Consider the following 22,937-nt stretch of genomic DNA (forward strand, 5'->3'; position numbering starts at 1 on the left):
CTGGATCATGCCTTTCTCTCCCGGTACTGACTGGCAAACGATCGTCCCATTTCGACCTCCTCGTTACTCGGCTCGCGGTTACAGGCGAAGTTGACGAATCGGGCGTACTGCCCCTGCTGCTGAACGAGGCACGAACCGACCGGCGCGTGCCTGCACTTCGGCATGATCAGCTCGGTGACGCCGTTCTGGCCCTCCTCCGAGTCGTTATCCCGGTGGACGAGGATGATGCAGTGGGCGTCGGCCTCGATCTGGCCAGAGTCGCGCAGGTCGGAAGCGATTGGCTTCTTGCCTGGGCGCTTCGTCGAATCGCGGTTGAGTTGCGCCAGCAGGATCACCGGCACCTCCAGCTCTTTGGCGATGTTCACGATCCCGGTCGAGATCTTGCCCAGCTCCGAAGTGCGGTTGAATGCCTTAACGTCTGACCCAATCAGACCGATGTAATCGATCACCACCACGTCGAGGCCGTGGGTGCGCTGAACCTGGCGGGCAATGCTGCGAATGCGCGCCACTGTCAGGCCGGACTTGTCGCAAACGAACAGCGGTTTATCGATGATTTTGCTCACCGCCGAGGTCAGGCGAGGCCAGTCGTCGTCCTGCAGCTGTCCGTCATCGAGTTTTCGAAGGTCGATACCGCCGATGGACGCCAGCGCACGATTGCCCAGTTCCTCCTCCGGCATCTCCAACGAGAACACCATTCCAACGCCGGCACCGCTGCACGTGATGTGCTGGGCGATCTGCAGACCGAGCGTGGTTTTTCCGCTCCCTGGCAGGCCGGCCACGATGGTGACGGTCTTCTTCCGCAGGCCACGGATGAGCTTGTCCAGATCCACCAGGCCGGTCGATAGGCCAGATTGAAGGGTGCCGTTGAACTTGGAGTCGATGATGTCGATGTTGCGCGTCACCACCTCGTCCATGCGCTTGTAGTCGGGCTCTCCGGTCTGTAGGTCGCGCAGATCCGCCATTGCTTGCTGAGCGCTGGCGATGATCTCGGCGACCGGCCTATTCTCGGTGGCCAGCTCGCGCACCGCGTCGGCAGCGTCCACCAGGCGGCGCAGCACGGCGCGCTCTGTCACCACCTTGGCGTAGGCCTTCCAGTTGGCGGTGCTTGGCGTGTTGCGCGCCAGCTCGGCGGCGTAAGCCATCGTACGGGCGCCGCTCGGCAAAAACTCGGCGTAGTCATGCAGCGTGACGGGATCGACAGGGTTCCCTGCCGCGTGGCAGCCGACCATTGCCTGGAACAGCGCGGCATTCTCCGGATCGTGGAAGTCCGCCACCTGCACCTGGCCGGTAATCGAGTCGAACAAGTTCGAGTCCAGCAGCATGGCCCCCAACAGAGCGTGTTCAGCCTCATCGCTGAACAGTTCGCGATACTCACTCATGCCGTGGCCCTCATCGAGGACCAGCTGAAGCCGACGGCTTGGCCGCCGTTCTGGCGCAGGCGGTCAAGCGCTCGATCGCCGATGAACTGGCCCAGAGTGCTGGCCGGCAGATTCGACACCACCACGGTCGGGCGCACCAGTTGATACCGGCGATCAATGACTTCGTGCAGCAGGCCGAGTTCGTACTCACTGCCCTTCTGCGCGCCAACCTCGTCGATCACCAGCAGGTCGACCCCGGCCAGTTCGTTGATCACGTCGCGCTCGGTGTATTCGGCGCCACGCACCATCGAGCCCTTGGCAATGCGGATGATCTCCGCCGCCGACGTGATAACCGCCGCCGCGCCGAATTTCCGGATCGCCTGCTGGACCATTCCGCTGGCGAGGTGGGTCTTGCCGGTGCCGATATTGCCGGACAGGATCAGTGAGCGGCCGGCACGGTAGTTCTCCTCGAACTGGTCGACGTAGGACTGACAAGTCGCCAAGGCGCGAACCTTTTCCAGCACCGCGCCAGTGGTGAAGTTGTCCAGGGTGCATCCAGCGAAGCGCGGAGTGATACCCGAGCCGATCAACAGTTCATTCAGCGCCGTAGCCTTGCGGCGCGCCAGCGCCTGCGTGTGGGCTTCGCTGCGGGTGTCGGCAGTGTTCATCGCCTCCCACTGGCACCGGCGGCAGGTACGCACCAGATACGAGCCGTCGAACTGCTCGACCTCGGCGCCGTCGACTGTGCCGTGTACCGGGCACTGAGCCTCGAAGAAGCGAACATCCGGCACGCGGCCGAAGTTAGAAATTGGTTTGGCCATGCGGCACCTCCGGATAAGCGTTTGGTTCGTGTTGCGGCAGGTTGGTAAACGTCGAAGTTTTCCCGGGCGCGGGCTTGAGCTCGTCATGCCAGCGCTCACCGTTGAGCCAGGTGGCGGCGTTCGGAACATAACGACCGCCGTCCTTCGTCCAATCCTCCGAAATGCAGTGGCTACCCAAAGCAGTGATCAGGGTCTGGTGCAGCTCCTCGTTCGGTTTCAACTTCGCCCAGGCCTTGGCAGCGTCCTTGCGAGACTTCTTTTTCGGGTACAGCTTCCAGAACTGTGCAAACCCGTCATCCTCAATCGTGGTGACCATAGGTTTAGGTTCCTTGACTGGTTCATAAGAGTGACTGGTTCTGGGGGCAGCTCCTGCCCCACCCCCTAGGTCACCTCCTGCCCCAGGTGGGTTATCTCCTGCCCCACCCCCTAGGGCAGGATCTGCCCCACCATCCAGCGACAAATGGAAGACGTTCGACTGATTCAGCTCACCTTTCCGGCGATACTCACGGCGGAGAAAACCAGCCTTCTCCAGCTCGCGGATATGGAGTTTCACGGTGGATCGGCCGATCTCGCACTGGTCGGCAATGTGTTGGTAGGAAGGCCAGCACTCGCCCTGATCACTGGCGTTGTCAGCTAGTTTGACCAGCACCAGCTTGCGCAGCGGGTTTCCCACCTTCGTTTTCATGGCCTTGACCATCAAATCCATGCTCATGATCAGATCTCCAGCTCGGCGCAGACGCGACGGATGAAAGCGTCGTAGGTCTCAGCCATCACCAGCCCCTGATCCTCAAGCGCCTGACGGTAGGCCTTGGCGCTTGAGTACATGACCCAGCGATCACGCTCTGGCAGGCCCTTAAACGCCGCGTAGCTTGGCCACGGGCCGGCGATCACGGACACCGGACCTTGTTCGGTGGATGAGGTATGCGGGAGACGGTTCATTGCACCGTCTCCCAGGCTGGGAGCTGAGGCGTTTCAGGTTCCAGCACCACCGCTTCAAGCTGCCTTTGCTGAACCGCCTTCCGAAGCACATCCGGGTTCATACCGGTCAGCCGCCGCACCAGAACACGAAGCGCCATAGCAGCGTGCGCAGTCTCAAACTTCGCGTCCTGCATGCAGTTCTCGATGCCCTCTTCGTCGAAAAGGATTTCCCGCACCAGGTCGGCACCGATCCACGCCTTGTAGGCGAGCTGGTCGTTCGTGAATCGCTCCATGTACGCCTCGTCGATCACGGTAGGCTCCGTAGTCGAATTCGCTGTTTTCTCACTCATGCGGATTTCCTCTGGCGCAGCTTGAACCGGCCTTGCTGAATGTCGGGATGGGTGGCGCGCTCTGCCGTCTCAAACGTGCACTCGGCGGCGAACCGGTCGAAGCGGCGAGTGATGTCAGCCGTGGGCCAGATCGGGTACGGCTGGGCGCCGTCGTCAGAGTGCGCGCTGCGAACCATGGCGAATGGCAGCGGCGCGCCAGCGATATCGCGCATCACCGCGTTGATCACCCAGTGCGGAAGGCCGTGGCGCAGGTTGATGCGCTCGCGGATGGCGGTCATGGATTCGAAGCCGGCAGGCCGCGAGTCGAGGTAACGAATCTTCTCGACCTGGGCTACACGGGTTTCGATACCCACCACCGCCTGCTCGGTCTGATGCTGGCGGCGCTCCATGTCGACCAGCAGTTGGGCGTTAGCGAGCAGTTGCTCGGCCGGGCTCAGCTTCCTCTGATAGCCCCCCGTCTTGCGGATGCTCGGCAAGACTTCGCCCACCACCCACTCTTCGAATGCCTCAGCCGCTGGCATCTTCGAACGCATGACAAGTCGGTAAAGATCTCGCTCCGGGATCACCTTGACGTTACGCACCTGACCCGTCATTTCGACGGGGTAGGTTTTCGCTGCCTTGCAGTGGGAGCGCACGGCTTGATCGGTATCGGAATACTCGAGCAGATCGGCGACGTCCTTGGCGACAAACCATGGCTCACCCTGCTCATCGGTGACCACGCGGATCTCGGCGCCGCTGAAATTGAATGGTGTCAGGTTCATTGAACACCTCCCCCAACGCTCTCGGACTTGGCAATGAGCGTGGCGAACTCATCACCACGGTTCATCAGCTCGCTGCCGATCAGGCGCAGCCCTGCCGCCAAGCCACCAACCACGTATCCGTCCAGTGCCTGGTCGCAGAGTTCCGGATCATGGGTGCCCACTGTGCCGATGAACTTCGCCAGCGCATCAACGAAGTAACCGGCCTGACTCATTGCCTCGGCCTCGATCTTGAGGCGACCAACAGAGATCGAAGTCATGGCCGTACCTCCGCCGCTTCTGCGTCGAGCATCTGCTGCTCAAGCGTCGCGTACAGGCTGTACGTGATGAACTCGAGCGCCAGCAACACCCCGTACTCCTCGTTCGGTGAGAGCGCGCGATCCTCGGCGGTGTCGCCCGTCCCATGGTTATCGCGAAGCAGTTTCGCCAGGTGATAAGCACCAAGGCCTGCGCGGTGATTGCGCTGCGCTTCAATTACGTCGATCGATACCGGCGCGCTCATTGGGCACCGCCTTGGCTTTTCCCATGCATCACGGCATTGGTGGTCGAGTCCACCAGAGCTTTGGAGCTCTCAATCAGAAAGCGCAAGCCGAAGATGGCGTTCGTTTCCATCCCTTCATCAGTGAGCGCTGTCATGATTTCATCGACGGCGCCGAGCAGCATTGAGGCTGAATTCAAAGCCTCCTCGCAGTCTTGCCCGGCCTGAACAGCAAGAAGAGGACGCGAGTGAATGCCGTCTGCGCTGACGCTCTGGTGGTAGAAATTCGAATGCGTGGTGAGCATCTGCTGTTGCATCCGGTTATGTCCGGTGCTATTTTTCGGGTGCGTCATATCGTTCTCCAGAACGAAGAAGTACATAACCACTCGTCCTACCGAGTGGCGTGATAAGCCCGCTTCCTACAGCGGGCTTTTTGTTGCCCGGAGAAAAGTCAGCCGGACAGCAAAAACTTGGCGGGGGCGTGCTGGCTCATGCCGTATTCCTTTTCATTGGGCAGGCAAAAGCCAACCAGTGGAAGTCGCTCAGCAGGCCCTGGCGAGGGCCTTCCCTTTTCACCCGTATTGTGCAAATCCGTAAGGTACCCATGAATCGAGGGCCTCAGGAGGGGCGAGTTTTCGAGTACGCATGCCAGCGGCATTATGTAATTCCTCCGAAATTTCTTGCCTTTACCTAGGTAGTGCCTGGCAACTACCCCCGATAAGGAAAGAAAATTTCGGCATAGAGCCATTTGGCTGAAACCACACACGATTTGGCGGTAATGGCATACAAATAACTCAGGAAACCGCGCATGCGCGGAATCATTGACCTGATCGCATGCGAAAACTTTCATACTCACTGCCCAGCACTGGATAGATAAACAGATGGTTCACCAGACTCTTCAAGCGGCAATGAGGCGCGTATCTTTTGGCTCATGGTCGGGGCAACACGCGGATTTGAGCTGAGCCGCGATGGAAAGCTCCTGGTTTCAAAAGCGGTAAACCTGCCGTCAGCGTGTTCGATGACAAAAACGTCGCGGCCCACGCGTAATGCCTTGCTCAGCGCACCTTGGGTAATTCCCAAAAGAGACGCTGCCTCTGGCTGGCCGCGAGCCTTCGCGAAATCTTTCAGCTGGGTATGTTTCACAGCAAATCTCCAAACAGAACTTTGCCAAAATAGTACCTTTGGCATTTTCACAAAGCAATACCTTTGGCATTTGTTAAACTATTACCGATGGGAATATTATCGACTGATGAAAAAACCATTACCTGCTGACCGCAAAGAAGAATGCCTACGCTTGAAGGCAATTTTCACAGCCAAAAAGAAACAGCTGAAGCTGACTCAGGAAAAACTGGCTGAGCAACTCGGCATCAACCAAAGCTCTGTCTCACACTATCTGAACGGTGTGAATCCGCTGAACACCGAGATCGCGGCTGCATTCGCCAAAATTTTGGATGTGCCGGTTTCTGACTTCAGTCCGCGTCTAGCGGCGATCATCGAGATGGTTGCGTCGTCACGCGTCACCGCAGACTCATTTCGAACAACCTGGGCTAAAGCCGCTCGCATCATTGATGCCCCGCCACGCGAGCAATATGTCCTGATACCGCAGTATTTAGACGATAACTCTTTCGTTCCGAACGTGAACGACGAACATCGCGGGTTGACCGAGGGCATGGTATTCAGGCGCGGCTGGCTCCAAGAAATGGGAGTTTCGTTTAGCAGTCTCAACATCGTTTACGCCGGCGACGACAGTATGGCCCCACATATTTTGTCCGGCGACGTGGTCATGATTGACACGTACAAGCCGGCCCTAAAGGATGGTGAGGTCTATCTCGTCCGCATGCCTGATGGTAGGACTAGCGTCAGGCGGGTAGCGCAGCAAATTTCTGGAAACTGGACGCTCAGATGCGACAACCAGGACAAGCAGCTATTCCCCGACGAGGTGATCCCGAGTTCAGCAGCCGTCGATCTCCCCTTGATAGGAAGAGTGGTATGGCGCGGAGGGAGTGTGAGGGTATCCAGACCCTAGTCGCAAAAAGCCGCCGCTATTGAGCGGTTTTTTTTGCCCAGTAAAAATTAATATTGCCAAAGGTATTTACATAAATAATTACCTTTGGTAATTTTTACTCCATCGCACCCAGCATGGAGCTTCACGAAATGACCACCAGCACTCTGACCGCCGGCAACTGGCAGGGCAACCTCAAGATGGGCCTGGCTCCTCGGGAGCTTGAAGCCACCCTGTGGGCTGCTGCCGATATGACGGTGAAGCAAATTGGTCGTGCAATGAGTATCAGTCCAGCCACCGCTGAAAAACGTCTTGAAAGCGCCCGCTTCAAGCTTGGTGTCAAGACGATGCGCGGCCTTGTGCTGGAGGCATTCAAGCGCCAGATCATCGCGCCCCTCGTGGTCCTGGTGTGCTTGGTGATGACTGCCCAGCAAGCTAACACCGAACAGTTTGGGCGCATCCGCCGCCCAGGCGAGCGCCGCATTGAAACTCGCGTGGCCGTGCGCCGCATCGAGGTTGCCCTCACCGCTTAACCCAACCTGATTTTCGCGAAAGCCAACACCGCGGCCGGGATTCGCTCGGCCTTGAGAAAGCTTCTCCCAACTCAAAGGAGCAGGACAATGTTGATTCTTACCCGCCGATCTGGCGAGACGATCCGTATTGGCAATGACGTCAGCGTCACTGTTTTGGGTATCACTGGCCAGCAGGTGCGCCTCGGTATATCCGCGCCGGAGTCGGTCGCAGTGCACCGCGAGGAAATTCACCAGCGCATTCAGGCAGGTATTCCGAAGGATCAAAAGCCGATGCACATCGACGATCGCGTCCGGATGGTCAACGCCGAGCCGGCCTTCCTCACGGTGGTGTTCAAGCTGCCGAGCCTGAGCGAAGCGAAAGCCCTGCTCGAACACTTGCCTTTCCGTGAAAAAGCCTTGGGCACCGAGGCAGAAGTATTCGGGTACTCGGCCGGCAATCTCATGGAGAGCGCCCCATGCGAGCAATGATCATCGCCGCACTGCTGCTGATCGCCGGCCAAGCCAGCGCGGGAGAGCAGTTCGTCAGCGTCCAGCACGACAGCGCTCGCGGCGTTACCTGCTGGATCCTGAATAACACCGGTATCAGCTGCTTGCCGGATAGTTCGCTCCCACAGAGCGGCACTACAGAGCGCGAGCCAGGCCGGGCCTCTCAGGCCAGCCCGGTATCTGAAAAAGGGCTTTCGGTGACCACTCCGCTCCCACAGGATGAGAGGCTCAAGCTATGACGATCGTTACCCAAGTAACACACCTACATCTGCAGAGCGATCTGGAGAAACTCGGCGAGCGACTGATCAGGTTGGGCCAGGCGCTCAAGAGCCCCGACACCACTGTCGGCCAGTTGAGCAAGCTCGCCGACTCCTACGGGATCAAGTTGAAGCTGCGTGCGGTGGCTGATTCGGGGGATCGCGAGGATGAATAAATGCCAGACAATTTCGCCCGCAGCGCTCCCCGCAATCGGCCAGCCATTCGCCGGCGGCTTCTTCGCTGGACGCCTGTTCTTTGGTGGCGCTGAGCACGCCCTTATTGATGCCGGCCGAGAGTTCGAGCAGCCCGCGCAATGGTGGGATCGGTCAGGCCCGCGGCTGAATGTTCGCGGCAGCAAGTCATACCACGACGGTTTGGCCAACACCCGGGCAATGGCCGAGGCCGGAAGCGCGATCGCGCAGAAGGTGCTGACCATGTCGATCCGTGGGCACCGGGGCTGGCACATCCCGGCGATTGAGGAGCTGCAGGTGATGCGAGCCAACCTGCTGCAGCTCGAGCCGTGGGGCAAGCACTGGCCAGCAGATGGTGCGGGCGGGCCAGCTCAGGCATTCGCATTGCGCGAGTACTGGTCGAGCACGCAGAAATCATCCGCCGGTAGTGCCTGGTGTCTCCACATGCTGCCATGGTGCACTCCGGACACGAACTGGACGAGCAAAGAAAAGGCTGTGCGTCCGGTGCGCTCGTTGCAGATCAAGGCCGGCGCCTTCGTGCACGCCCCATCGACAGATGCGCCAACAGCAGAAACGGATCTGCGCGGGCTTTCCAACGCTGCGGCAGTGGCCAGCGTGATCGAGCGATTCGTGAACGAGGACGCCGGCAAGTTTTACGGGCGCACCGATGCGCTGGTGGCAGAGCTGACAGCGATTGCAGAAGGTCGCCCATGACGAGATGGGCTTGGGATCAGAACAATGACGCGACACAAATAGCGAATGACGAAAACGTGTCGCGACACGTAGGAGGTGATTGATGGGGGCTGCTGAAAAATTGCCCGAAGGGGACGGCCACGACAAGGTGACCGAGAAGCGAATGGCCGAGCTGGTGGGCACCACAGCGAAGGCGCTGCAGCGAAAGAGAGAGCGGAAGATCATCCCGCAAGGCGTCTGGTCGAAGATTGACGGCCGGATTATGTACAGCAAACGGAGGTATGACGAATGGATCGAAAGTCTGTGGACTTGCCAACAGGGGTTGAGTTTGTCGGACCATCAATCCGAATTCGTTTCTCCTGGAACAAGAAGCGGTGCTGTGAAACGCTCCCCTTCCCTCAGACCGCGAAAGGAATCGCCGCAGCGGCAAGCCTTCGTTCTCAGGTAAAGCAACTGGACAAGCTCGGCGCGCTGACCCCGCAGAAGTACGCCGAGCTGTTCCCGGGCACGCGCAGCGCAGAAGTGCAGACCATGCCGATTTTCTTCGACTACGCCCAGGACTGGCTCGACAGCCTCCAGATCGTCGAAAGCACGCGCAAAAATTACCGATCCACCCTGCAAAACTACTGGGTGCCCTACCTCGCGGCCAAGCCGCTGGACAAGATCACGCCTGTGATCCTGCGCAAGGTCGTCAACGACATCCAGTGGACGTCCCCCGTCCGGCGCAAGGATGCAATTAGGCTGATGACCACCATCTTCGCCCAGGCCGTGCGTGATGAGCTGATCCACCGCAATCCGGCCAGTTCGATCCCGCCAACCCGCGTGACGAAGCGTGAAATCGATCCCTTCGCGCGCGCCGAGGCAGACCTGATCATCGCCAAGCTGTACGAACTGACGAGCGGCCTGCAACAGATTTACGCGATCTTCTTCGAGTTCTCGTTCTACACCGGAATGCGCCCGGGAGAGGCAATGGCGCTGCGCTGGGAAGAGATCGACATGCGCAAGAAGACTGCAAAAGTTTGCCGTATTCGCATCTATGGAAAGATCCAGGAGCGAACTAAGACAAAGCGCTCCCGCGAAGTTTTATTGAACGATCGCGCGATCAAGGCGCTCGAAAAAGCCAGGCCACTCACGGCGGCGCGTTCGGATTATGTGTTCGCGCCGGAGGGATCGGGAGATAAGTCAGAGTTGTATATCCGATCCGAGACTGGCCCAAAACGCTACTGGCTGAGCGCGCTGCGAAAGTTAGGTATTCGGCATCGCAGGATGTATGACACGCGCCACACGTACGCAACGATGTGTTTGATGTCGGGGATGAATCCAGCGTTCATCGCCGCACAACTCGGGCACAGCGTTCAGGTACTGCTCTCCACCTATGCCAAGTGGATCAGCTCGCCGAGTGACTGGGCGGAGCTTGAGAAGCTGGATCGATTGGAAAGTGGTACAAAACCGGTACGGGAGAATCACCAGTAGCGACATGAACGCCGAAATACAAAGGGTTTACGGTACATGTGCGGATTAGCTGGCGAGTTACGTTTTGATCAACAACCTGCAGACCTTGCAGCCATCGAGCGAATCACCCATCACCTGGCGCCTCGCGGCCCCGACGCGTGGGGTTTCCATGCCCAAGGGCCGATTGCCCTGGGCCATCGACGCCTGAAAATCATGGACCTGTCGGACGGCTCGGCGCAGCCGATGATCGACAGCCAACTGGGCCTGTCCCTGGCCTTCAACGGCGCGATCTACAACTTCCCGGAACTGCGCGCCGAACTCGAAGCGCTGGGTTACGCGTTCTACTCCGGTGGCGACACCGAAGTGCTGCTCAAGGGTTATCACGCCTGGGGCGAAGCGCTGCTGCCGAAACTCAACGGCATGTTTGCCTTCGCCATCTGGGAGCGCGATGCCCAGTGTCTGTTCATTGCTCGCGACCGTCTCGGCGTAAAGCCGCTGTACCTGTCGCGCACCGGCCAGCGCCTGCGCTTTGCCTCGGCCCTGCCGGCACTGCTCAAGGGCGGTGACATCAACCCGATCCTCGATCCGGTGGCGCTTAACCATTACTTGAATTTCCACGCCGTGGTGCCCGCGCCGCGCACCTTGCTGGCGGGCATCGAAAAGCTGCCACCCGCGAGCTGGATGCGCATTGAAGCGGACGGCACCACCGAGCAGAAAACCTGGTGGACCCTGCCCTACGGCCCACACGCCGACGAGAAAAACCTGACCCTGGAAGACTGGCGTGACCGCGTACTCGACAGCACCCGCGAAGCCGTAGCCATCCGCCAACGGGCGGCGGTGGATGTCGGCGTGCTGCTTTCCGGCGGCGTCGATTCGAGCATGCTCGTCGGCCTGTTACGCGAAGTCGGCGTGGAAAACCTGTCGACCTTTTCCATCGGTTTTCAGGATGCCGGCGGCGAGCGCGGCGACGAATTCCAGTACTCCGATCTGATCGCCAAGCATTACGGTACGCAACACCATCAACTGCGCATCGACGAAAAAGAAATCATCGAGCAACTGCCCGCCGCGTTCCGCGCGATGAGCGAGCCGATGGTCAGCCACGATTGCATCGCCTTCTATCTGCTGTCCCGCGAAGTGGCCAAGCACTGCAAGGTTGTGCAAAGCGGCCAGGGCGCCGACGAGTTGTTCGCCGGTTATCACTGGTATCCGCAAGTCGACGGTGCAGCCGATCCCTATGCGGCTTATCGCGAGGCATTTTTCGACCGCAGCTACGACGACTATGCGGCCACGGTGCAGCCGAAATGGCTGACCGCCAATGACGCTGCCGGCGACTTCGTGAAGGAACATTTCGCACAGCCCGGCGCCGATGCGGCGGTCGACAAGGCCCTGCGCCTGGACAGCACGGTGATGCTGGTGGACGACCCGGTCAAACGCGTCGACAACATGACCATGGCCTGGGGCCTGGAGGCGCGCACGCCGTTTCTCGACTATCGCCTGGTGGAATTGTCGGCCCGCATTCCGGGCCAGTTCAAACTGCCGGACGGCGGCAAGCAGGTGTTGAAAGAAGCCGCGCGACGGGTGATTCCGAGTGAAGTGATCGACCGCAAGAAAGGCTACTTCCCGGTGCCGGGTCTCAAGCATTTGCAGGGCGAGACCCTGAGCTGGGTGCGCGAACTGCTGCTGGATCCGAGTCAGGATCGCGGCCTGTTCAACCCGGCCATGCTCGACCAATTGCTGACCGATCCACAAGGCCAGTTGACCCCGCTGCGCGGCTCCAAGCTGTGGCAACTGGCGGCTTTGAACCTGTGGCTCAGCGAACAAGGAATCTGATTGATGAAACCTCACGCCACGGCTTACAGCCAGCGACTGCTGCGCGGCCAGACGCCGTCCTACGAACGCTTGCAGGCGCGTCTGGCCGAAGATGGCAGCGAGCCGGCTGCCGAGCCGATTGCAGTGCACTGCGGCTGGGGCCGGCTGCTGATCGGCCACACATTCCCCGATCCGGCCAGCCTTGCTCAGGAACTGCTTAACGAGCAGCCGGGCGAACGCGATATCGCCTTGTACGTCGCCGCGCCGCAGCAGATTCTCGGGCTGGAACCGACCCAACTGTTTCTCGACCCGTCCGACACCCTGCGTTTGTGGTTCAGCGATTATCGCCAGGCCACCCGCGTGTTTCGTGGCTTTCGCATTCGCCGCGCACAAAGTGACGCGGACTGGCAGGGGATCAATCAGCTGTATCAGGCGCGCGGCATGTTGCCGATCGACGCCACCCTGCTCACCCCGCACCATCAGGGCGGCCCGGTGTACTGGCTGGCGGAAGACGATGACAGCGGCGCGGTGATCGGCAGCGTCATGGGGCTCAATCACCAGAAAGCCTACAACGACCCGGAAAACGGCAGCAGCCTGTGGTGCCTGGCGGTCGATCCGCAGTGTTCGCGTCCCGGTGTCGGCGAAGTGCTGGTACGGCATCTGATCGAACACTTTATGAGTCGCGGTCTGAGCTATCTCGATCTGTCGGTACTGCACGATAACCGCCAGGCGAAAAACCTCTACGCCAAACTCGGCTTTCGCAACCTGCCGACGTTCGCCATCAAGCGCAAGAACGGCATCAATCAGCCGCTGTTTCTCGGCCCTGGCCCGGAGGCGCAGTTCAACCCTTACGCGCGAATCATCGTCGAGGAAGCCCATCGACGCGGCATCGACGTGCAAGTGGATGATGCCGATGCCGGGCTGTTCACCCTCAGTCATGGCGGGCGCCGGGTGCGTTGCCGCGAATCGCTGAGCGACCTGACCAGCGCCATCAGCATGAACCTGTGCCAGGACAAGAGCCTGACCCACAAAGTCTTGAAAGCCGCCGGGTTGAATGTGCCGTCGCAGCAATTGGCAGGTAACGCGGACGACAATCTGGCGTTCCTCGATGAACACCAGCGAGTGGTGGTCAAACCGCTGGATGGCGAACAGGGCCAGGGCGTGGCGGTCGACCTGCAAACCATCGAGGAAGTGCAGCAGGCCATCGAAGCGGCCAGGCAGTTCGACACGCGCGTGCTGCTCGAAAGCTTCCACGAAGGCTTCGACCTGCGGGTTCTGGTGATCGGTTTCGAGGTAGTTGCAGCGGCGATTCGCCGCCCGGCGGAGGTGGTCGGCGATGGTCATCATTCCATCGGCGCACTGATTGAAGCACAGAGCCGGCGACGGCAAGCGGCGACCAGCGGCGAAAGCAAGATTCCGCTGGACCACGAAACCCAACGCACCTTGCACGCGGCCGGTTACGACTACAACAGCATCCTGCCGGCCGGTGAGCATCTGTTCGTGCGGCGCACGGCGAACCTGCACACCGGCGGCACACTGGAAGACGTCACGGCGATTCTGCACCCGACCCTGGCCGAGGCTGCCGTGCGCGCGGCTCGGGCGCTGGAGATCCCGATGGTCGGCCTCGACCTGATGGTGCCGGCGGCGGATCAACCGACGTACGTGTTCATCGAAGCCAACGAACGGGCGGGGCTCGCCAACCATGAGCCGCAGCCGACGGCGGAGCGGTTTGTCGATCTGCTGTTTCCGCACAGTCAGCCGGCCGTTTGATCTCTCTTCAGCGTCATTCACGCGTTCAACGCGCGAATGACGCCCCGCAACAGGAGTTTCCATGACCACCCAAATTCCCGAACCGGATCTGAACTACCTGCAGAAAGTCCTGCTGGAAATGCTCGCCATCCCGAGCCCGACCGGGTTCACCGACACCATCGTGCGCTACGTCGCCGAGCGTCTGGAAGAACTCGGCATTCCCTTCGAGATGACCCGTCGCGGCACGATCCGCGCCACCCTTAAAGGCAAGAAAAACAGCCCCGACCGTGCGGTCTCGGCGCACCTGGACACCATCGGCGCCGCCGTGCGCGCGGTGAAGGACAACGGGCGTCTGACCCTGGCGCCGGTGGGTTGCTGGTCGAGCCGATTCGCCGAGGGCAGCCGCGTCAGCCTGTTCACCGACAACGGTGTGATTCGCGGCAGCGTGTTGCCGCTGATGGCGTCCGGGCATGCCTTCAACACAGCCGTGGACGAGATGCCGATCAGTTGGGATCACGTCGAGCTGCGTCTGGACGCCTACTGCGCGACCCGTGCCGATTGCGATTCGCTGGGTATCAGCGTCGGCGACGTGGTGGCCTTCGATCCGCTGCCGGAGTTCACCGAAAGCGGCCACATCAGCGCCCGTCACCTGGACGACAAGGCCGGCGTCGCGGCGCTGCTGGCCGCGTTGAAAGCCATCGTCGACAGCGGCCAGGAACTGATGATCGACTGCCATCCGCTGTTCACCATCACCGAAGAAACCGGCAGCGGCGCAGCGGCGGCGTTGCCGTGGGACGTCAGCGAATTCGTCGGCATCGACATCGCCCCGGTCGCGCCGGGCCAGCACTCCAGCGAACACGCGGTGAGCGTGGCGATGCAGGATTCCGGCGGGCCCTACGACTATCACTTGTCGCGGCACTTGTTGCGTCTGGCGGGTGAGCACGAACTGCCTGTGCGCCGCGACCTGTTCCGCTATTACTTCAGTGACGCCCACTCGGCGGTCACCGCCGGTCACGACATTCGCACCGCCCTGCTCGCCTTCGGCTGCGACGCGACCCACGGCTACGAGCGCACGCACATCGACAGCCTGGCGGCGCTCAGTCGCTTGCTGGGAGCGTACATTCTGAGTCCGCCGGTGTTCGCCAGCGATGCGCAACCGGCCACCGGGTCACTGGATCGCTTCAGTCATCAGATCGAACACGAAACGCAGATGGAGAGCGACACCCGTGTGCCGTCGGTGGACAGCCTGGTGGGGCAGCGTTCGGACAGTTGAGTCTGGCCCTCGGCGATCATTCGCCGTAGCATCCCGACATTGATTTAGCCGAGGTGCCCATGCTGATTCCCTACGACGCGCTTGAAGTCGACACCCTCACCCGCCTGATCGAGGATTTCGTCACCCGCGACGGTACCGACAACGGTGACGACACGCCGCTGGAAACTCGCGTACTGCGGGTTCGCCAGGCGCTGACCAAAGGCCAGGCGTTGATTGTCTTCGATCCGGAAAGCGAGCAATGCCAGTTGATGCTCAAGCACGACGTGCCCAAGCACCTGTTCGACTGAAAACGGTCAGCGGGCCTTGCCGCTGGCCTGTTTGCGCTGGATCCGTTCGTAGACCTCGGCGCGGTGCACGCCGACCTGCTCCGGCGCTTCGACGCCGAACCGCACGCTGGAGCCGTTGACCGCCAGAACGCGCAGAGTGATGTTGTCGCCGATGGAAATCAGTTCACCGACAACACGGCTGAGTACAAGCATGGGAGGTGTCCTTCAAGGTTTGCGAGCCTTGAAGATGCGCGGGTTTCGACCGCCCTACAATGCGCTGTGGGCAATTCAGTCATTCCCTACACAGCAAGGCGCGCAAGCCTTCAGACATTTCCTTCAAGCCAGCCATTCAAGTCGCAGTGAATCGTGGACCGAACAGGATCACACTCGCCCCGATCACACACAGCGCCACACCGATCCAGTCCGACCCCAACGGGCGGATGCGTTCGACCACCGCCAGCCAGCCAATCGAAGCAATGATGTAGATGCCGCCATAAGCGGCGTAGGCGCGACCGGCGTAGGTCGCTTCGACGCGCGTCAACAGCAGCGCGAACAGGGTCAGGCTGATCAGCGCCGGGATCACCCACAAGGCGCTCTTGCCCTGGCGCAACCACATCCAGAACGCGAAACAGCCGGCGATTTCGAACAGCGCGGCGAGGAAAAACCACAGGTAATTGAGCATGCAAGACATCTCGTCAGGGTGACTGTTGCGGCCACCCTAACGATGCGGCGAACCCCGGGCAAGTTCAGCCGTTGTTCTGTTTGGCCTTGCCGCGCATCTTTTCGGCCATTGCGGTCATTTCGTTGTACAGCAGCTGCGGATTTTTCTGTTTGAGCGCCCAGGCCATGCGCCCTTGTTCGTGGGGGAGAATCATGAACTCGCCGGCTGCGACCTGTTTGTAGATGTAATCGGCAATATCGCTGGCGGTGATGGGCGAACTTTCCAGCAACTTGCCGACCTGGGCTTTCATCGCCGGCGTCGGGCCACGGAAAGAATCCAGCAGATTGGTCTGGAAGAACGACGGGCAGACCACATGAACCCCGACTTCCTGTTGGGCCAGTTCGATCAACAGGCTCTCCGACAGCGCCACTACCCCGGCCTTGGCCACGTTGTAGTTACTCATCGCCGGGCCCTGCATCAGCGCGGCCATGGACGCGATATTGATGATCTTGCCCTTGCTCTGCTCCAGCAGCGGCAGGAACGCCTTGCAACCCTTGACCACGCCCATCAGGTTGATCGCGATCTGCCAGTCCCAGTCCTCCAGCGACAGCTCGCTGAAGAAACCGCCCGAGGCGACACCGGCGTTGTTGACGATGATGTCGATGCCGCCAAGTTTCACTTCGCAAGCCTGGGCAAACGCGGTCAGCTGGCTGTAATCGCGCACGTCGCAGCGCTGGATGAAGCCGTCGCCGCCGGCCTCGCGAACCAGCTTCAGGGTCTCTTGCAAACCGGGCTCGCTGACGTCGGACAAGGCCAGTTGCCAGCCTTCACGCGCCCAGCGCAGCGCGATTTCGCGACCCAGGCCTGAGCCCGCGCCAGTGATCATCATGCGATTTTGCATAGCAGACAGCCTTGTTGTTCCGGGGAAGATCCGCGGAGTGTAGCGAAGGATACGGGGCGACCCACGCTCCATCAGATTGCTGAATGGCGAGAGCAAACCGCGACAGCAAACGAAATAAGAGCGCGAGCCAAATACCTTAAAAAAACATTGAATTTTCTTTCATGCGCACCAGTCGGAATTTATAAGCCGGCTGGATTTAGTTCAACTTCCAGCTGCCCTTGAACACCAAGACTTCTCAGACGCTATCAACAAGGAAATCGACATGGGCACAATTCTTATCATTATCCTGATCCTGTTGCTGATCGGTGGTCTGCCGGTCTTCCCGCACTCCAGAAGTTGGGGTTATGGTCCTTCGGGCATTATCGGCGTAGTGCTGGTTGTACTGCTGGTGCTGTTGTTACTCGGTCGGATATGACTGTTTGACCGACAAAAAAAGAGGCCCTCTAGAGGGCCTCTTTTTTATTGCGCCGAATGATCAGTCCGGCTTGCCGTTTATGACACCGGCGGTGTTGTCGATCAGGCTCTTGGTGGCCGTTTGCAGGAACGCTTCGAGCTTGAGTTTCAGCTCGGCAGTACGCGGGGCGTCCGGAATGATTTCGGCAGAAGGGTTCGCGCCCAGTTGGTACTGGTAGATCTTCGGCGCCATTTCCTTCTCTTTCGGCAGCACCAGAATCTGGTCGGCGGTAACGATAGCGGTGGTCTGCTCGCTGCCCGACGGTTTGATCACACCAAAACCGGTGTCGCCTGCCGGCAGGTTCAGCAGATCGCGGCCCCAGCACTGATGGCGCACTTCGCCACCCAGACGACCCATGATGGTCGGCACGATGTCGATTTGCGTGCCCACGGTGTGGTCACGGGTACCGAATTTTTCCTGGATGCCCGGTGCGATCATCAGCATCGGTACGTTGAAGCGGCCCAGATCCATTTCGGTGATCTGACGCTCGTTGCCGAAACCGTGGTCGCCGACGATGACGAACAGGGTTTCCTTGAAGTACGGCTCTTTGCGGGCCTTCTCGAAGAACTGGCCCAGCGCCCAGTCCGCGTAACGCATGGCGGTCAGGTGCTCGTTGAGCGGGCCACGATCGGTGACGCGCTCGACCGGCAGCGGCGTCGGCAAGGCGTACGGCGTGTGGTTGGACAGGGTCTGCAGCAGCGCGTAGAACGGCTTGCCGTTTTCCCGCGACTTGAGCTCCACCAGACCACGGTCGAACATGTCCTGGTCGGACACGCCCCAGGTCGGATCGGAGAACACCGGGTTTACGAAGTCGTTACGGCCGACGAAGTTGGTCATGCCCTGGTTGCTGAAGAAACCGGACTGGTTGTCCCAGGCAAAGTCGCCGTTGTAGACGTAGACATCGTCATAGTCACGAGCGCTGAGCAACTGCGGCAGGCCGGACAGTTTGTGGCTGCCTTCCGGGGTCTGCATCAGGTATTCGAAACCCGGCAGGTTCGGGAAGCACGCCATGGTGGCAAACATGCCCTGGTGGGTGTGGGTGCCGTTGGAGAAGAAACGGTCGAACAGCAGGCCTTCCTTCGACAGCTTGTCGAGGTACGGCGTGATGTTGCCCGGCGCGCCCAGTGCGCCCACCGAGTGACCGGCCATGCTTTCCATCAGGATCACGACGACGTTCTTGATCGGCAGGGTCTTGTCGGCAGGCGGTGTGTATTCACGACGCACGGCGGCGATATCGGCATCCACCAGTTTGTCGTCCGGCATCACCAGCATCTCGCGCACCACTTTCTGCGCCTGATCCTGCGGCAGTGTGGCTTTCCAGATGTTGTCACGATCTTCGCCCATCCGGTCCTTGGCTGCCGCGATCAGCGACAGCGTGCCGTTGAGGCCGAGCTGGTTGGCGAAGTTCGAATCGGTGGTGTACACGTCACCCCAGCGCAGCGGCGGGCCCTGACGCAGGGTGCCGCGAGCGGCCACCACGCAGATCAGCAGGCACACCACGAACACCGCCAGACGCGCATACCATGGCGCCACTTGACGGGTGCCGACGTTGCCGCCGCTGAACGGGCCACGCGGCCGGGTCAGACGGTCGGCGCCCTTGAACGCCAGGGTCAGGATCAGCGTGCCCACGGCCCACGCCAGCAGGTAACGCACCACCGGGAAACCGTACCAGAGCATGCTCATCACGGTTTTCGGGTCTTCCTTCACGTACTGGAACACCAGGCCGTTAAGGCGCTGGTGGAATTCGCGGTAGAAGTCCATCTCCATCAGGCCGAGGAACAGCGCGATGCTCGAAGCGATGGTCAGCCACAGACGGAAGAACCCGCGCGCCGCCATGGCCCGGGCACTGAACAGCGCCAGCACCAGCGGAATGCAGACATACACCACCAGGCGCACATCGAAACGCAGGCCGTTGGCGAAGGCTTCGAGGAAAGTCGAGGCCGGGGTGTCGAGGATCATCTCGCGGTTGTAGACCAGCAGCGCGAGGCGCAGCACGGAAAACATCACCATCATGACCAGCGCGCACAGAAGCGTGTAGGCCAGATGCGATTTGACGGTCGGTTGCAGCAGGCGACTGGAAGATCGCTGCTGACTCAGGGCGTCCGGGTTTGCCATGTCGTTTTAGGACCCATTGGAAGTTGAAGTTGCAAAAAATACGGCTGCGCCCTGCCCTCTGTTGGCCATTCCAGGCCCCGGGGCTTGCGCGGAGCGCAAATGTTGCACGATCACCGACGGCATTGCCATTGATTAGTGCCCGCCGCCGGACGCTTTCATTCAAGGCATGCTGCATCGATACAGGTGCGAACAGTGCGGGCGAATTGTCTTGAAGCGTTTGTGAAAATTTCGTTCAACGCATATTCGGAAACACAATAAAACCTGCACAACAAAACGCCCCGAGTCTTCGGGGCGTTTACAGATGAACGCGACAGTTACTTCTCCGCGCGTTCTCTCAAGGCTTTCAGGGTATTGAACGGTGCGTCGACCACAAACTTGTTGGCGATCATCGACGGCACGCTGCCACCTGGCTCGGTGTGTACCTGATAGGTCACTTCAACCTGATCGCCTTTTGGCACGAACTTCCAGAAGCCTTTGACCTGCGCAACCCGCACAAAGCCTTTTTCTTCAGGAAGGTACTTCGGCAAACCTTCGAGATTACGGGTCAGGCTGCCATCGGCGCCTTCAACGGTGGTGACATGCAGGATGGAATCGCGCGGGGTCACTGGCCATGGGGTGTTGAACTGAGTGTACGTCCAGCTCTGGTCACCTTCGTGCTTGAGCAGTTTCTGGGTCTTGCACTCGTGAATCCAGGCGCAGGCACCGGAGACGTCTTCCTGCAGGGCGCGCAATTTGGCGATGGTGGTCTTCATCACGGTCACGCCCTGATAAGACTTGTAGTCCGAACCCGGCACTTCGCTCAGGGCGACTTTGATGCCGTCTTCGTTCTTGGCGACTTTCCAGTCTTCAGCCTGGGCGGCCGAGGTGGCCAGCACGGCAGTCAAACCACACAACACAGCGATACGATGCAGCGAACCCATAGTCTTATTCCTTATTGTTGAAGTTCCGTTCGTTTGACACATCACGCCGCCGTCATCTGCTCCCACCAGCCGAGCAGTCTGATCGCATCTTCCTGGCTGCTGCCGCAGACTTCCGGATCGGCCTTGAATCCTGAACAGACCGCCGGACGCTCCGGTCGGCCGAAAATATTGCACAGGTTATCGACCGACAACTGAACGCAGCGTTCACCGGCAGGTTTGCCATCGGGCATGCCTGGAATCGGCGAACTGATGGAAGGGGCAATGCAGCAGGCGCCACAGCCTTCACGGCATTTCATGACGACGCGTTCCTCGCAGCGGGCAATGTGTTAAAGGGACACGGAACAGGGTAACCGCTTAAACGGCTGTTTTAAATTGCCTGAACCGGGGTTTTTACGCAGAAACGAAAGTGACTGACCAGTCTCCGACAAAGCGTCTGGTCTGCGGGTCACCGATGGGGACGATTTATTGCTTGAACTCGAAATCCAGCGCCGCGCCTTCGACTTCCCGACGCTCTTCATTGCGCAGTTGCAGCTGCATTTCGTTGCTGAGCAAGCGTCCATTGAGCTGGAACCCGCTGTTCTTGTCACCGAACATCTGCGGCAGGATCGCTTCGCGCTTGGGCAGCGTCACGGAGCCGGGGGGTTTCAATTCCTGAACCATGTCTCTGGGCAGACTCAAGTCGAGCTTCGCAGACGGCAATGGCGTCTTGGCCACTTCTTTCGCCGACTTTGACTTGGTAGCGACCGGTGCGCGCTTCTTGACCGGAGCAGCCTTTTTCTGATGCGTGGTTTTCGCTGGAGCGATTTTTTTGGTCGTCGCCGGTTTCTTCGCGTTGGCAGTGGCCGGCGCCTTTTCCTGCGCTGCAGCCGCCAAAACACCGGGTACATGACCCATCAACAGCAGGCATAGCACAACCCAGGCGGCAGAAAATTTCGCTTTCATGAACCCAACGAAGCTGACGGCAGAGGGCCATATGCTCGCCTGTTGGACGTCACATGACAAGCTCCGCCATTGTTTCAAAATCCGCCGGCCATCTCCTGGCAGAGCTGAGTTGCCAACATGCCGAGGGTCATCAGCGCCCGTTCCGCCTCGCGATTCCACGGGATGCCGCAGTTCAACCGGATGCAGTGGTTGAACTGTTCGGTGTTGCTGAAGATCAGGCCCGGCGCAATGCTGATGCCCTGTTGCAGCGCCCGCACATGCAATTCCTGGGTGTTGACCCGCCCCGGCAGGCTGACCCACAGAATGAATCCGCCGGTGGGCCGGGTCATCTGCGTGCCTTCAGGAAAGTACTGCTGGACTGCCAGCTGGAACGCGCTGAGATTTTTTCGGTATTCCTGGCGGATATACCTTAAATGCCGGTCATAGCCGCCGTTTTCCAGGTACGCCGCGATGGCCATTTGGGTGACGCTGCACGCCGAATGAGTGCTGAAGGTCTGCAAGCGCTGGATTTCCTGCTGGTACTTGCCGGCGATCATCCAGCCGATACGCACACCGGGCGATAAGGTCTTGGAAAAACTCGAGCAGTAGATCACCCGATCGAGCCGGTCGTAGGCCTTGAGCGACTTGGTGCGGCCCTGCTCGAACATCAATTCGCCATAGATGTCGTCTTCGACGATCTGGATATCGAAATCCGAGGCCAGGCGCAGCAGCTGTTTCTGCCGCTCTTCGGGCATGGTGCCGCCGAGTGGATTGCTCAGGCGAGTGGTCAGTACCAGCGCCTTGATCGACCATTGATTGGCCGCCAGTTGCAGGGCTTCGAGACTCATGCCGGTGGCGGGGTCGCTGGGAATCTCGATGACCTTCAGGCCCAGCAGGTCGGCCAGTTGCAACAGGCCGTAATAGGTCGGTGATTCGGCGGCGATCAGGTCGCCGGGGCGGGTCAGCACTCGCAAGGACATCTGCAATGCGTCGACGCAGCCGTGGGTGATCACCACTTCCGAAGGGTCGACCACCACGCCTGCATCACGCATGCGAATCGCCACCTGCCGGCGCAGCGGCTCGAAACCGGGGCTGAACATGTAGCTGAACGCCCGGGGACTATGAAACCGGGTGACCTTGGCCAGTTGCTGATGCAGGGCGCGCACCGGCAAGTAATCGACACTCGGCACCGCCGCACCCAGCGGAAACACGCCTTCACGACGGGATTCGACCAGCACTTGCTGAATGATACTGCTGCGGGTGACCAGGCCTGGCCGCTCGACCCGGGCAATGTCCGGCGTGGGCGCCGTCAGTGCGGGAGTCTGGTGCACGTAGTAACCGGACTGCGGCCGCGCGCGGATCAGGCCTTGATCCTCAAGGTTGGCGTAAGCCTGCAACACCGTGGCATGGCTGACGTTGAGCTGCGAACTCATCTTGCGCACCGAAGGTACGCGCTCGCCCGGTTGATAGACGCCACGGCGGATATCTTCGGCCAGCTGTTGAGCAATACGTTGGTAGAGCAAGAGATTGGTCATGACGCAGCACTCGATTTCACGGGCGTTTTATTCTT

General features: G+C 60.0%; 29 protein-coding genes and 1 pseudogene. 12 read left to right on the forward strand and 18 right to left on the reverse strand.

Annotated features, from left to right (window positions below):
- Positions 1-5: 5 nt before the first annotated feature.
- The 10 genes from JKA62_RS01180 to JKA62_RS01225 all read right to left on the reverse strand — a co-directional run bounded on the left by JKA62_RS01180 (position 6) and on the right by JKA62_RS01225 (position 5,871).
- On the reverse strand, positions 6-1,379 hold the full coding sequence (locus JKA62_RS01180; RefSeq protein ID WP_201815816.1) for a replicative DNA helicase: 1,374 nt from the start codon (positions 1,377-1,379) through the stop codon (positions 6-8).
- Entirely contained in the window at positions 1,376-2,179 is an 804-nt protein-coding gene (locus tag JKA62_RS01185; protein ID WP_201815823.1) for an ATP-binding protein, read from the reverse strand. The genes JKA62_RS01180 and JKA62_RS01185 overlap by 4 nt, the downstream gene beginning before the upstream one ends.
- Complete coding sequence (locus JKA62_RS01190; RefSeq protein ID WP_201815825.1) at positions 2,160-2,891, reverse strand: helix-turn-helix domain-containing protein; 732 nt, start codon at positions 2,889-2,891, stop codon at positions 2,160-2,162. The genes JKA62_RS01185 and JKA62_RS01190 overlap by 20 nt, the downstream gene beginning before the upstream one ends.
- A gap of 2 nt (positions 2,892-2,893) precedes the next feature.
- Positions 2,894-3,118: a hypothetical protein gene (locus tag JKA62_RS01195; RefSeq protein WP_201815827.1), complete on the reverse strand. Its 225-nt coding sequence runs from the start codon at positions 3,116-3,118 to the stop codon at positions 2,894-2,896.
- Positions 3,115-3,447, reverse strand: coding sequence for a hypothetical protein (locus JKA62_RS01200; RefSeq protein ID WP_201815828.1), 333 nt, complete (start codon positions 3,445-3,447; stop codon positions 3,115-3,117). The genes JKA62_RS01195 and JKA62_RS01200 overlap by 4 nt, the downstream gene beginning before the upstream one ends.
- Complete coding sequence (locus JKA62_RS01205) at positions 3,444-4,208, reverse strand: BRO-N domain-containing protein (protein WP_201815829.1); 765 nt, start codon at positions 4,206-4,208, stop codon at positions 3,444-3,446. The genes JKA62_RS01200 and JKA62_RS01205 overlap by 4 nt, the downstream gene beginning before the upstream one ends.
- Complete coding sequence (locus tag JKA62_RS01210) at positions 4,205-4,465, reverse strand: hypothetical protein (RefSeq protein ID WP_201815830.1); 261 nt, start codon at positions 4,463-4,465, stop codon at positions 4,205-4,207. Before JKA62_RS01210 ends, JKA62_RS01205 begins: the two co-directional genes overlap by 4 nt.
- Positions 4,462-4,707: a hypothetical protein gene (locus tag JKA62_RS01215; protein WP_201815832.1), complete on the reverse strand. Its 246-nt coding sequence runs from the start codon at positions 4,705-4,707 to the stop codon at positions 4,462-4,464. The genes JKA62_RS01210 and JKA62_RS01215 overlap by 4 nt, the downstream gene beginning before the upstream one ends.
- Positions 4,704-5,063: a DUF3077 domain-containing protein gene (locus JKA62_RS01220; protein ID WP_201815834.1), complete on the reverse strand. Its 360-nt coding sequence runs from the start codon at positions 5,061-5,063 to the stop codon at positions 4,704-4,706. The genes JKA62_RS01215 and JKA62_RS01220 overlap by 4 nt, the downstream gene beginning before the upstream one ends.
- A 472-nt stretch (positions 5,064-5,535) precedes the next feature.
- Entirely contained in the window at positions 5,536-5,871 is a 336-nt protein-coding gene (locus JKA62_RS01225; protein WP_201816514.1) for a Cro/CI family transcriptional regulator, read from the reverse strand.
- A gap of 61 nt (positions 5,872-5,932) precedes the next feature.
- On the opposite strand from JKA62_RS01225, the gene JKA62_RS01230 reads away from it, so the two are divergent.
- The 11 genes and pseudogenes from JKA62_RS01230 (at position 5,933) to JKA62_RS01280 (ending at position 15,416) form a co-directional block, all read left to right on the forward strand.
- On the forward strand, positions 5,933-6,709 hold the full coding sequence (locus JKA62_RS01230) for a LexA family transcriptional regulator (RefSeq protein WP_126359956.1): 777 nt from the start codon (positions 5,933-5,935) through the stop codon (positions 6,707-6,709).
- 128 nt (positions 6,710-6,837) lie between these two features.
- A complete protein-coding gene (locus JKA62_RS01235; protein WP_201815837.1) occupies positions 6,838-7,218 on the forward strand; it encodes a LuxR C-terminal-related transcriptional regulator in 381 nt (126 codons plus the stop codon).
- A gap of 87 nt (positions 7,219-7,305) precedes the next feature.
- Positions 7,306-7,494, forward strand: a pseudogene (gene csrA, locus JKA62_RS28860) (carbon storage regulator CsrA); the annotation flags it as partial.
- Positions 7,495-7,673: 179 nt separating this feature from the next.
- A complete protein-coding gene (locus JKA62_RS01245) occupies positions 7,674-7,943 on the forward strand; it encodes a hypothetical protein (protein ID WP_201815839.1) in 270 nt (89 codons plus the stop codon).
- Positions 7,940-8,137, forward strand: a complete 198-nt coding sequence (locus tag JKA62_RS01250; protein WP_201815840.1) for a hypothetical protein — start codon at positions 7,940-7,942, stop codon at positions 8,135-8,137. Before JKA62_RS01245 ends, JKA62_RS01250 begins: the two co-directional genes overlap by 4 nt.
- The gene (locus JKA62_RS01255; RefSeq protein WP_201815841.1) at positions 8,130-8,867 is read left to right on the forward strand and encodes a hypothetical protein; all 738 of its coding nucleotides are present in this window, start codon (positions 8,130-8,132) and stop codon (positions 8,865-8,867) included. The genes JKA62_RS01250 and JKA62_RS01255 overlap by 8 nt, the downstream gene beginning before the upstream one ends.
- A gap of 267 nt (positions 8,868-9,134) precedes the next feature.
- Entirely contained in the window at positions 9,135-10,319 is a 1,185-nt protein-coding gene (locus JKA62_RS01260) for a tyrosine-type recombinase/integrase (protein ID WP_201815843.1), read from the forward strand.
- A gap of 36 nt (positions 10,320-10,355) precedes the next feature.
- Positions 10,356-12,128, forward strand: coding sequence for an N-acetylglutaminylglutamine amidotransferase (locus JKA62_RS01265; RefSeq protein ID WP_201815850.1), 1,773 nt, complete (start codon positions 10,356-10,358; stop codon positions 12,126-12,128).
- Positions 12,129-12,131: 3 nt separating this feature from the next.
- Positions 12,132-13,877, forward strand: coding sequence for an N-acetylglutaminylglutamine synthetase (gene ngg, locus JKA62_RS01270; protein ID WP_201815853.1), 1,746 nt, complete (start codon positions 12,132-12,134; stop codon positions 13,875-13,877).
- A gap of 61 nt (positions 13,878-13,938) precedes the next feature.
- On the forward strand, positions 13,939-15,129 hold the full coding sequence (locus tag JKA62_RS01275; protein WP_007950879.1) for an osmoprotectant NAGGN system M42 family peptidase: 1,191 nt from the start codon (positions 13,939-13,941) through the stop codon (positions 15,127-15,129).
- 59 nt (positions 15,130-15,188) lie between these two features.
- Positions 15,189-15,416 carry a YheU family protein gene (locus tag JKA62_RS01280; protein WP_003192759.1) on the forward strand — a complete coding sequence of 76 codons (228 nt, stop codon included), beginning with the start codon at positions 15,189-15,191 and terminating at the stop codon, positions 15,414-15,416.
- A 6-nt stretch (positions 15,417-15,422) separates the two neighbouring features.
- Here the strand turns inward: JKA62_RS01280 and csrA (JKA62_RS01285) are convergent, their stop codons facing one another.
- The 3 genes from csrA (JKA62_RS01285) to JKA62_RS01295 form a co-directional block, all read right to left on the reverse strand.
- Positions 15,423-15,608 (reverse strand): carbon storage regulator CsrA, encoded by a 186-nt coding sequence (gene csrA, locus JKA62_RS01285; protein ID WP_201815855.1) that lies wholly within the window; start codon positions 15,606-15,608, stop codon positions 15,423-15,425.
- A 136-nt stretch (positions 15,609-15,744) separates the two neighbouring features.
- Entirely contained in the window at positions 15,745-16,077 is a 333-nt protein-coding gene (locus JKA62_RS01290) for a YnfA family protein (protein WP_197869157.1), read from the reverse strand.
- 64 nt (positions 16,078-16,141) lie between these two features.
- Positions 16,142-16,957: an SDR family oxidoreductase gene (locus JKA62_RS01295; RefSeq protein ID WP_201815857.1), complete on the reverse strand. Its 816-nt coding sequence runs from the start codon at positions 16,955-16,957 to the stop codon at positions 16,142-16,144.
- 256 nt (positions 16,958-17,213) lie between these two features.
- On the opposite strand from JKA62_RS01295, the gene JKA62_RS01300 reads away from it, so the two are divergent.
- Positions 17,214-17,372, forward strand: a complete 159-nt coding sequence (locus JKA62_RS01300; protein WP_169432680.1) for a DUF3309 family protein — start codon at positions 17,214-17,216, stop codon at positions 17,370-17,372.
- 60 nt (positions 17,373-17,432) lie between these two features.
- On the opposite strand, the gene JKA62_RS01305 is transcribed toward JKA62_RS01300, so the two are convergent.
- The 5 genes from JKA62_RS01305 to JKA62_RS01325 all read right to left on the reverse strand — a co-directional run bounded on the left by JKA62_RS01305 (position 17,433) and on the right by JKA62_RS01325 (position 22,902).
- On the reverse strand, positions 17,433-19,526 hold the full coding sequence (locus JKA62_RS01305; protein ID WP_201815858.1) for an LTA synthase family protein: 2,094 nt from the start codon (positions 19,524-19,526) through the stop codon (positions 17,433-17,435).
- Between the two features lie 314 nt (positions 19,527-19,840).
- Entirely contained in the window at positions 19,841-20,446 is a 606-nt protein-coding gene (locus JKA62_RS01310; protein WP_011335398.1) for an START domain-containing protein, read from the reverse strand.
- A 41-nt stretch (positions 20,447-20,487) separates the two neighbouring features.
- On the reverse strand, positions 20,488-20,742 hold the full coding sequence (locus tag JKA62_RS01315; RefSeq protein ID WP_007950870.1) for a YkgJ family cysteine cluster protein: 255 nt from the start codon (positions 20,740-20,742) through the stop codon (positions 20,488-20,490).
- Positions 20,743-20,908: 166 nt separating this feature from the next.
- Positions 20,909-21,388 (reverse strand): hypothetical protein, encoded by a 480-nt coding sequence (locus tag JKA62_RS01320; RefSeq protein ID WP_011335399.1) that lies wholly within the window; start codon positions 21,386-21,388, stop codon positions 20,909-20,911.
- A 74-nt stretch (positions 21,389-21,462) separates the two neighbouring features.
- On the reverse strand, positions 21,463-22,902 hold the full coding sequence (locus JKA62_RS01325; RefSeq protein WP_007950868.1) for an aminotransferase-like domain-containing protein: 1,440 nt from the start codon (positions 22,900-22,902) through the stop codon (positions 21,463-21,465).
- Between the last annotated feature and the right edge of the window lie 35 nt (positions 22,903-22,937).

It is taken from the genome of Pseudomonas sp. B7 (genome assembly GCF_016735645.1).
GTDB lineage: Bacteria > Pseudomonadota > Gammaproteobacteria > Pseudomonadales > Pseudomonadaceae > Aquipseudomonas > Aquipseudomonas glycinae.

Bases quoted from the DNA above. Each gene is read 5' to 3' on its own strand.
- JKA62_RS01180 (WP_201815816.1), bottom strand. From the start codon at position 1,379: ATGAGTGAGTATCGCGAACTGTTCAGCGATGAGGCTGAACACGCTCTG.
- JKA62_RS01250 (WP_201815840.1), top strand. From the start codon at position 7,940: ATGACGATCGTTACCCAAGTAACACACCTACATCTGCAGAGCGATCTG.
- JKA62_RS01260 (WP_201815843.1), top strand. From the start codon at position 9,135: ATGGATCGAAAGTCTGTGGACTTGCCAACAGGGGTTGAGTTTGTCGGA.
- JKA62_RS01275 (WP_007950879.1), top strand. From the start codon at position 13,939: ATGACCACCCAAATTCCCGAACCGGATCTGAACTACCTGCAGAAAGTC.
- JKA62_RS01230 (WP_126359956.1), top strand. From the start codon at position 5,933: ATGAAAAAACCATTACCTGCTGACCGCAAAGAAGAATGCCTACGCTTG.
- JKA62_RS01305 (WP_201815858.1), bottom strand. From the start codon at position 19,526: ATGGCAAACCCGGACGCCCTGAGTCAGCAGCGATCTTCCAGTCGCCTG.
- JKA62_RS01225 (WP_201816514.1), bottom strand. From the start codon at position 5,871: ATGCCAAAGGTACTATTTTGGCAAAGTTCTGTTTGGAGATTTGCTGTG.
- JKA62_RS01295 (WP_201815857.1), bottom strand. From the start codon at position 16,957: ATGCAAAATCGCATGATGATCACTGGCGCGGGCTCAGGCCTGGGTCGC.
- JKA62_RS01195 (WP_201815827.1), bottom strand. From the start codon at position 3,118: ATGAACCGTCTCCCGCATACCTCATCCACCGAACAAGGTCCGGTGTCC.
- JKA62_RS01310 (WP_011335398.1), bottom strand. From the start codon at position 20,446: ATGGGTTCGCTGCATCGTATCGCTGTGTTGTGTGGTTTGACTGCCGTG.
- JKA62_RS01315 (WP_007950870.1), bottom strand. From the start codon at position 20,742: ATGAAATGCCGTGAAGGCTGTGGCGCCTGCTGCATTGCCCCTTCCATC.
- JKA62_RS01235 (WP_201815837.1), top strand. From the start codon at position 6,838: ATGACCACCAGCACTCTGACCGCCGGCAACTGGCAGGGCAACCTCAAG.
- JKA62_RS01190 (WP_201815825.1), bottom strand. From the start codon at position 2,891: ATGAGCATGGATTTGATGGTCAAGGCCATGAAAACGAAGGTGGGAAAC.
- JKA62_RS01325 (WP_007950868.1), bottom strand. From the start codon at position 22,902: ATGACCAATCTCTTGCTCTACCAACGTATTGCTCAACAGCTGGCCGAA.
- JKA62_RS01205 (WP_201815829.1), bottom strand. From the start codon at position 4,208: ATGAACCTGACACCATTCAATTTCAGCGGCGCCGAGATCCGCGTGGTC.
- JKA62_RS01245 (WP_201815839.1), top strand. From the start codon at position 7,674: ATGCGAGCAATGATCATCGCCGCACTGCTGCTGATCGCCGGCCAAGCC.
- JKA62_RS01220 (WP_201815834.1), bottom strand. From the start codon at position 5,063: ATGTACTTCTTCGTTCTGGAGAACGATATGACGCACCCGAAAAATAGC.
- JKA62_RS01280 (WP_003192759.1), top strand. From the start codon at position 15,189: ATGCTGATTCCCTACGACGCGCTTGAAGTCGACACCCTCACCCGCCTG.
- JKA62_RS01320 (WP_011335399.1), bottom strand. From the start codon at position 21,388: ATGAAAGCGAAATTTTCTGCCGCCTGGGTTGTGCTATGCCTGCTGTTG.
- JKA62_RS01200 (WP_201815828.1), bottom strand. From the start codon at position 3,447: ATGAGTGAGAAAACAGCGAATTCGACTACGGAGCCTACCGTGATCGAC.
- JKA62_RS01290 (WP_197869157.1), bottom strand. From the start codon at position 16,077: ATGCTCAATTACCTGTGGTTTTTCCTCGCCGCGCTGTTCGAAATCGCC.
- JKA62_RS01255 (WP_201815841.1), top strand. From the start codon at position 8,130: ATGAATAAATGCCAGACAATTTCGCCCGCAGCGCTCCCCGCAATCGGC.
- ngg (WP_201815853.1), top strand. From the start codon at position 12,132: ATGAAACCTCACGCCACGGCTTACAGCCAGCGACTGCTGCGCGGCCAG.
- JKA62_RS01265 (WP_201815850.1), top strand. From the start codon at position 10,356: ATGTGCGGATTAGCTGGCGAGTTACGTTTTGATCAACAACCTGCAGAC.
- JKA62_RS01210 (WP_201815830.1), bottom strand. From the start codon at position 4,465: ATGACTTCGATCTCTGTTGGTCGCCTCAAGATCGAGGCCGAGGCAATG.
- csrA (WP_201815855.1), bottom strand. From the start codon at position 15,608: ATGCTTGTACTCAGCCGTGTTGTCGGTGAACTGATTTCCATCGGCGAC.
- JKA62_RS01215 (WP_201815832.1), bottom strand. From the start codon at position 4,707: ATGAGCGCGCCGGTATCGATCGACGTAATTGAAGCGCAGCGCAATCAC.
- JKA62_RS01185 (WP_201815823.1), bottom strand. From the start codon at position 2,179: ATGGCCAAACCAATTTCTAACTTCGGCCGCGTGCCGGATGTTCGCTTC.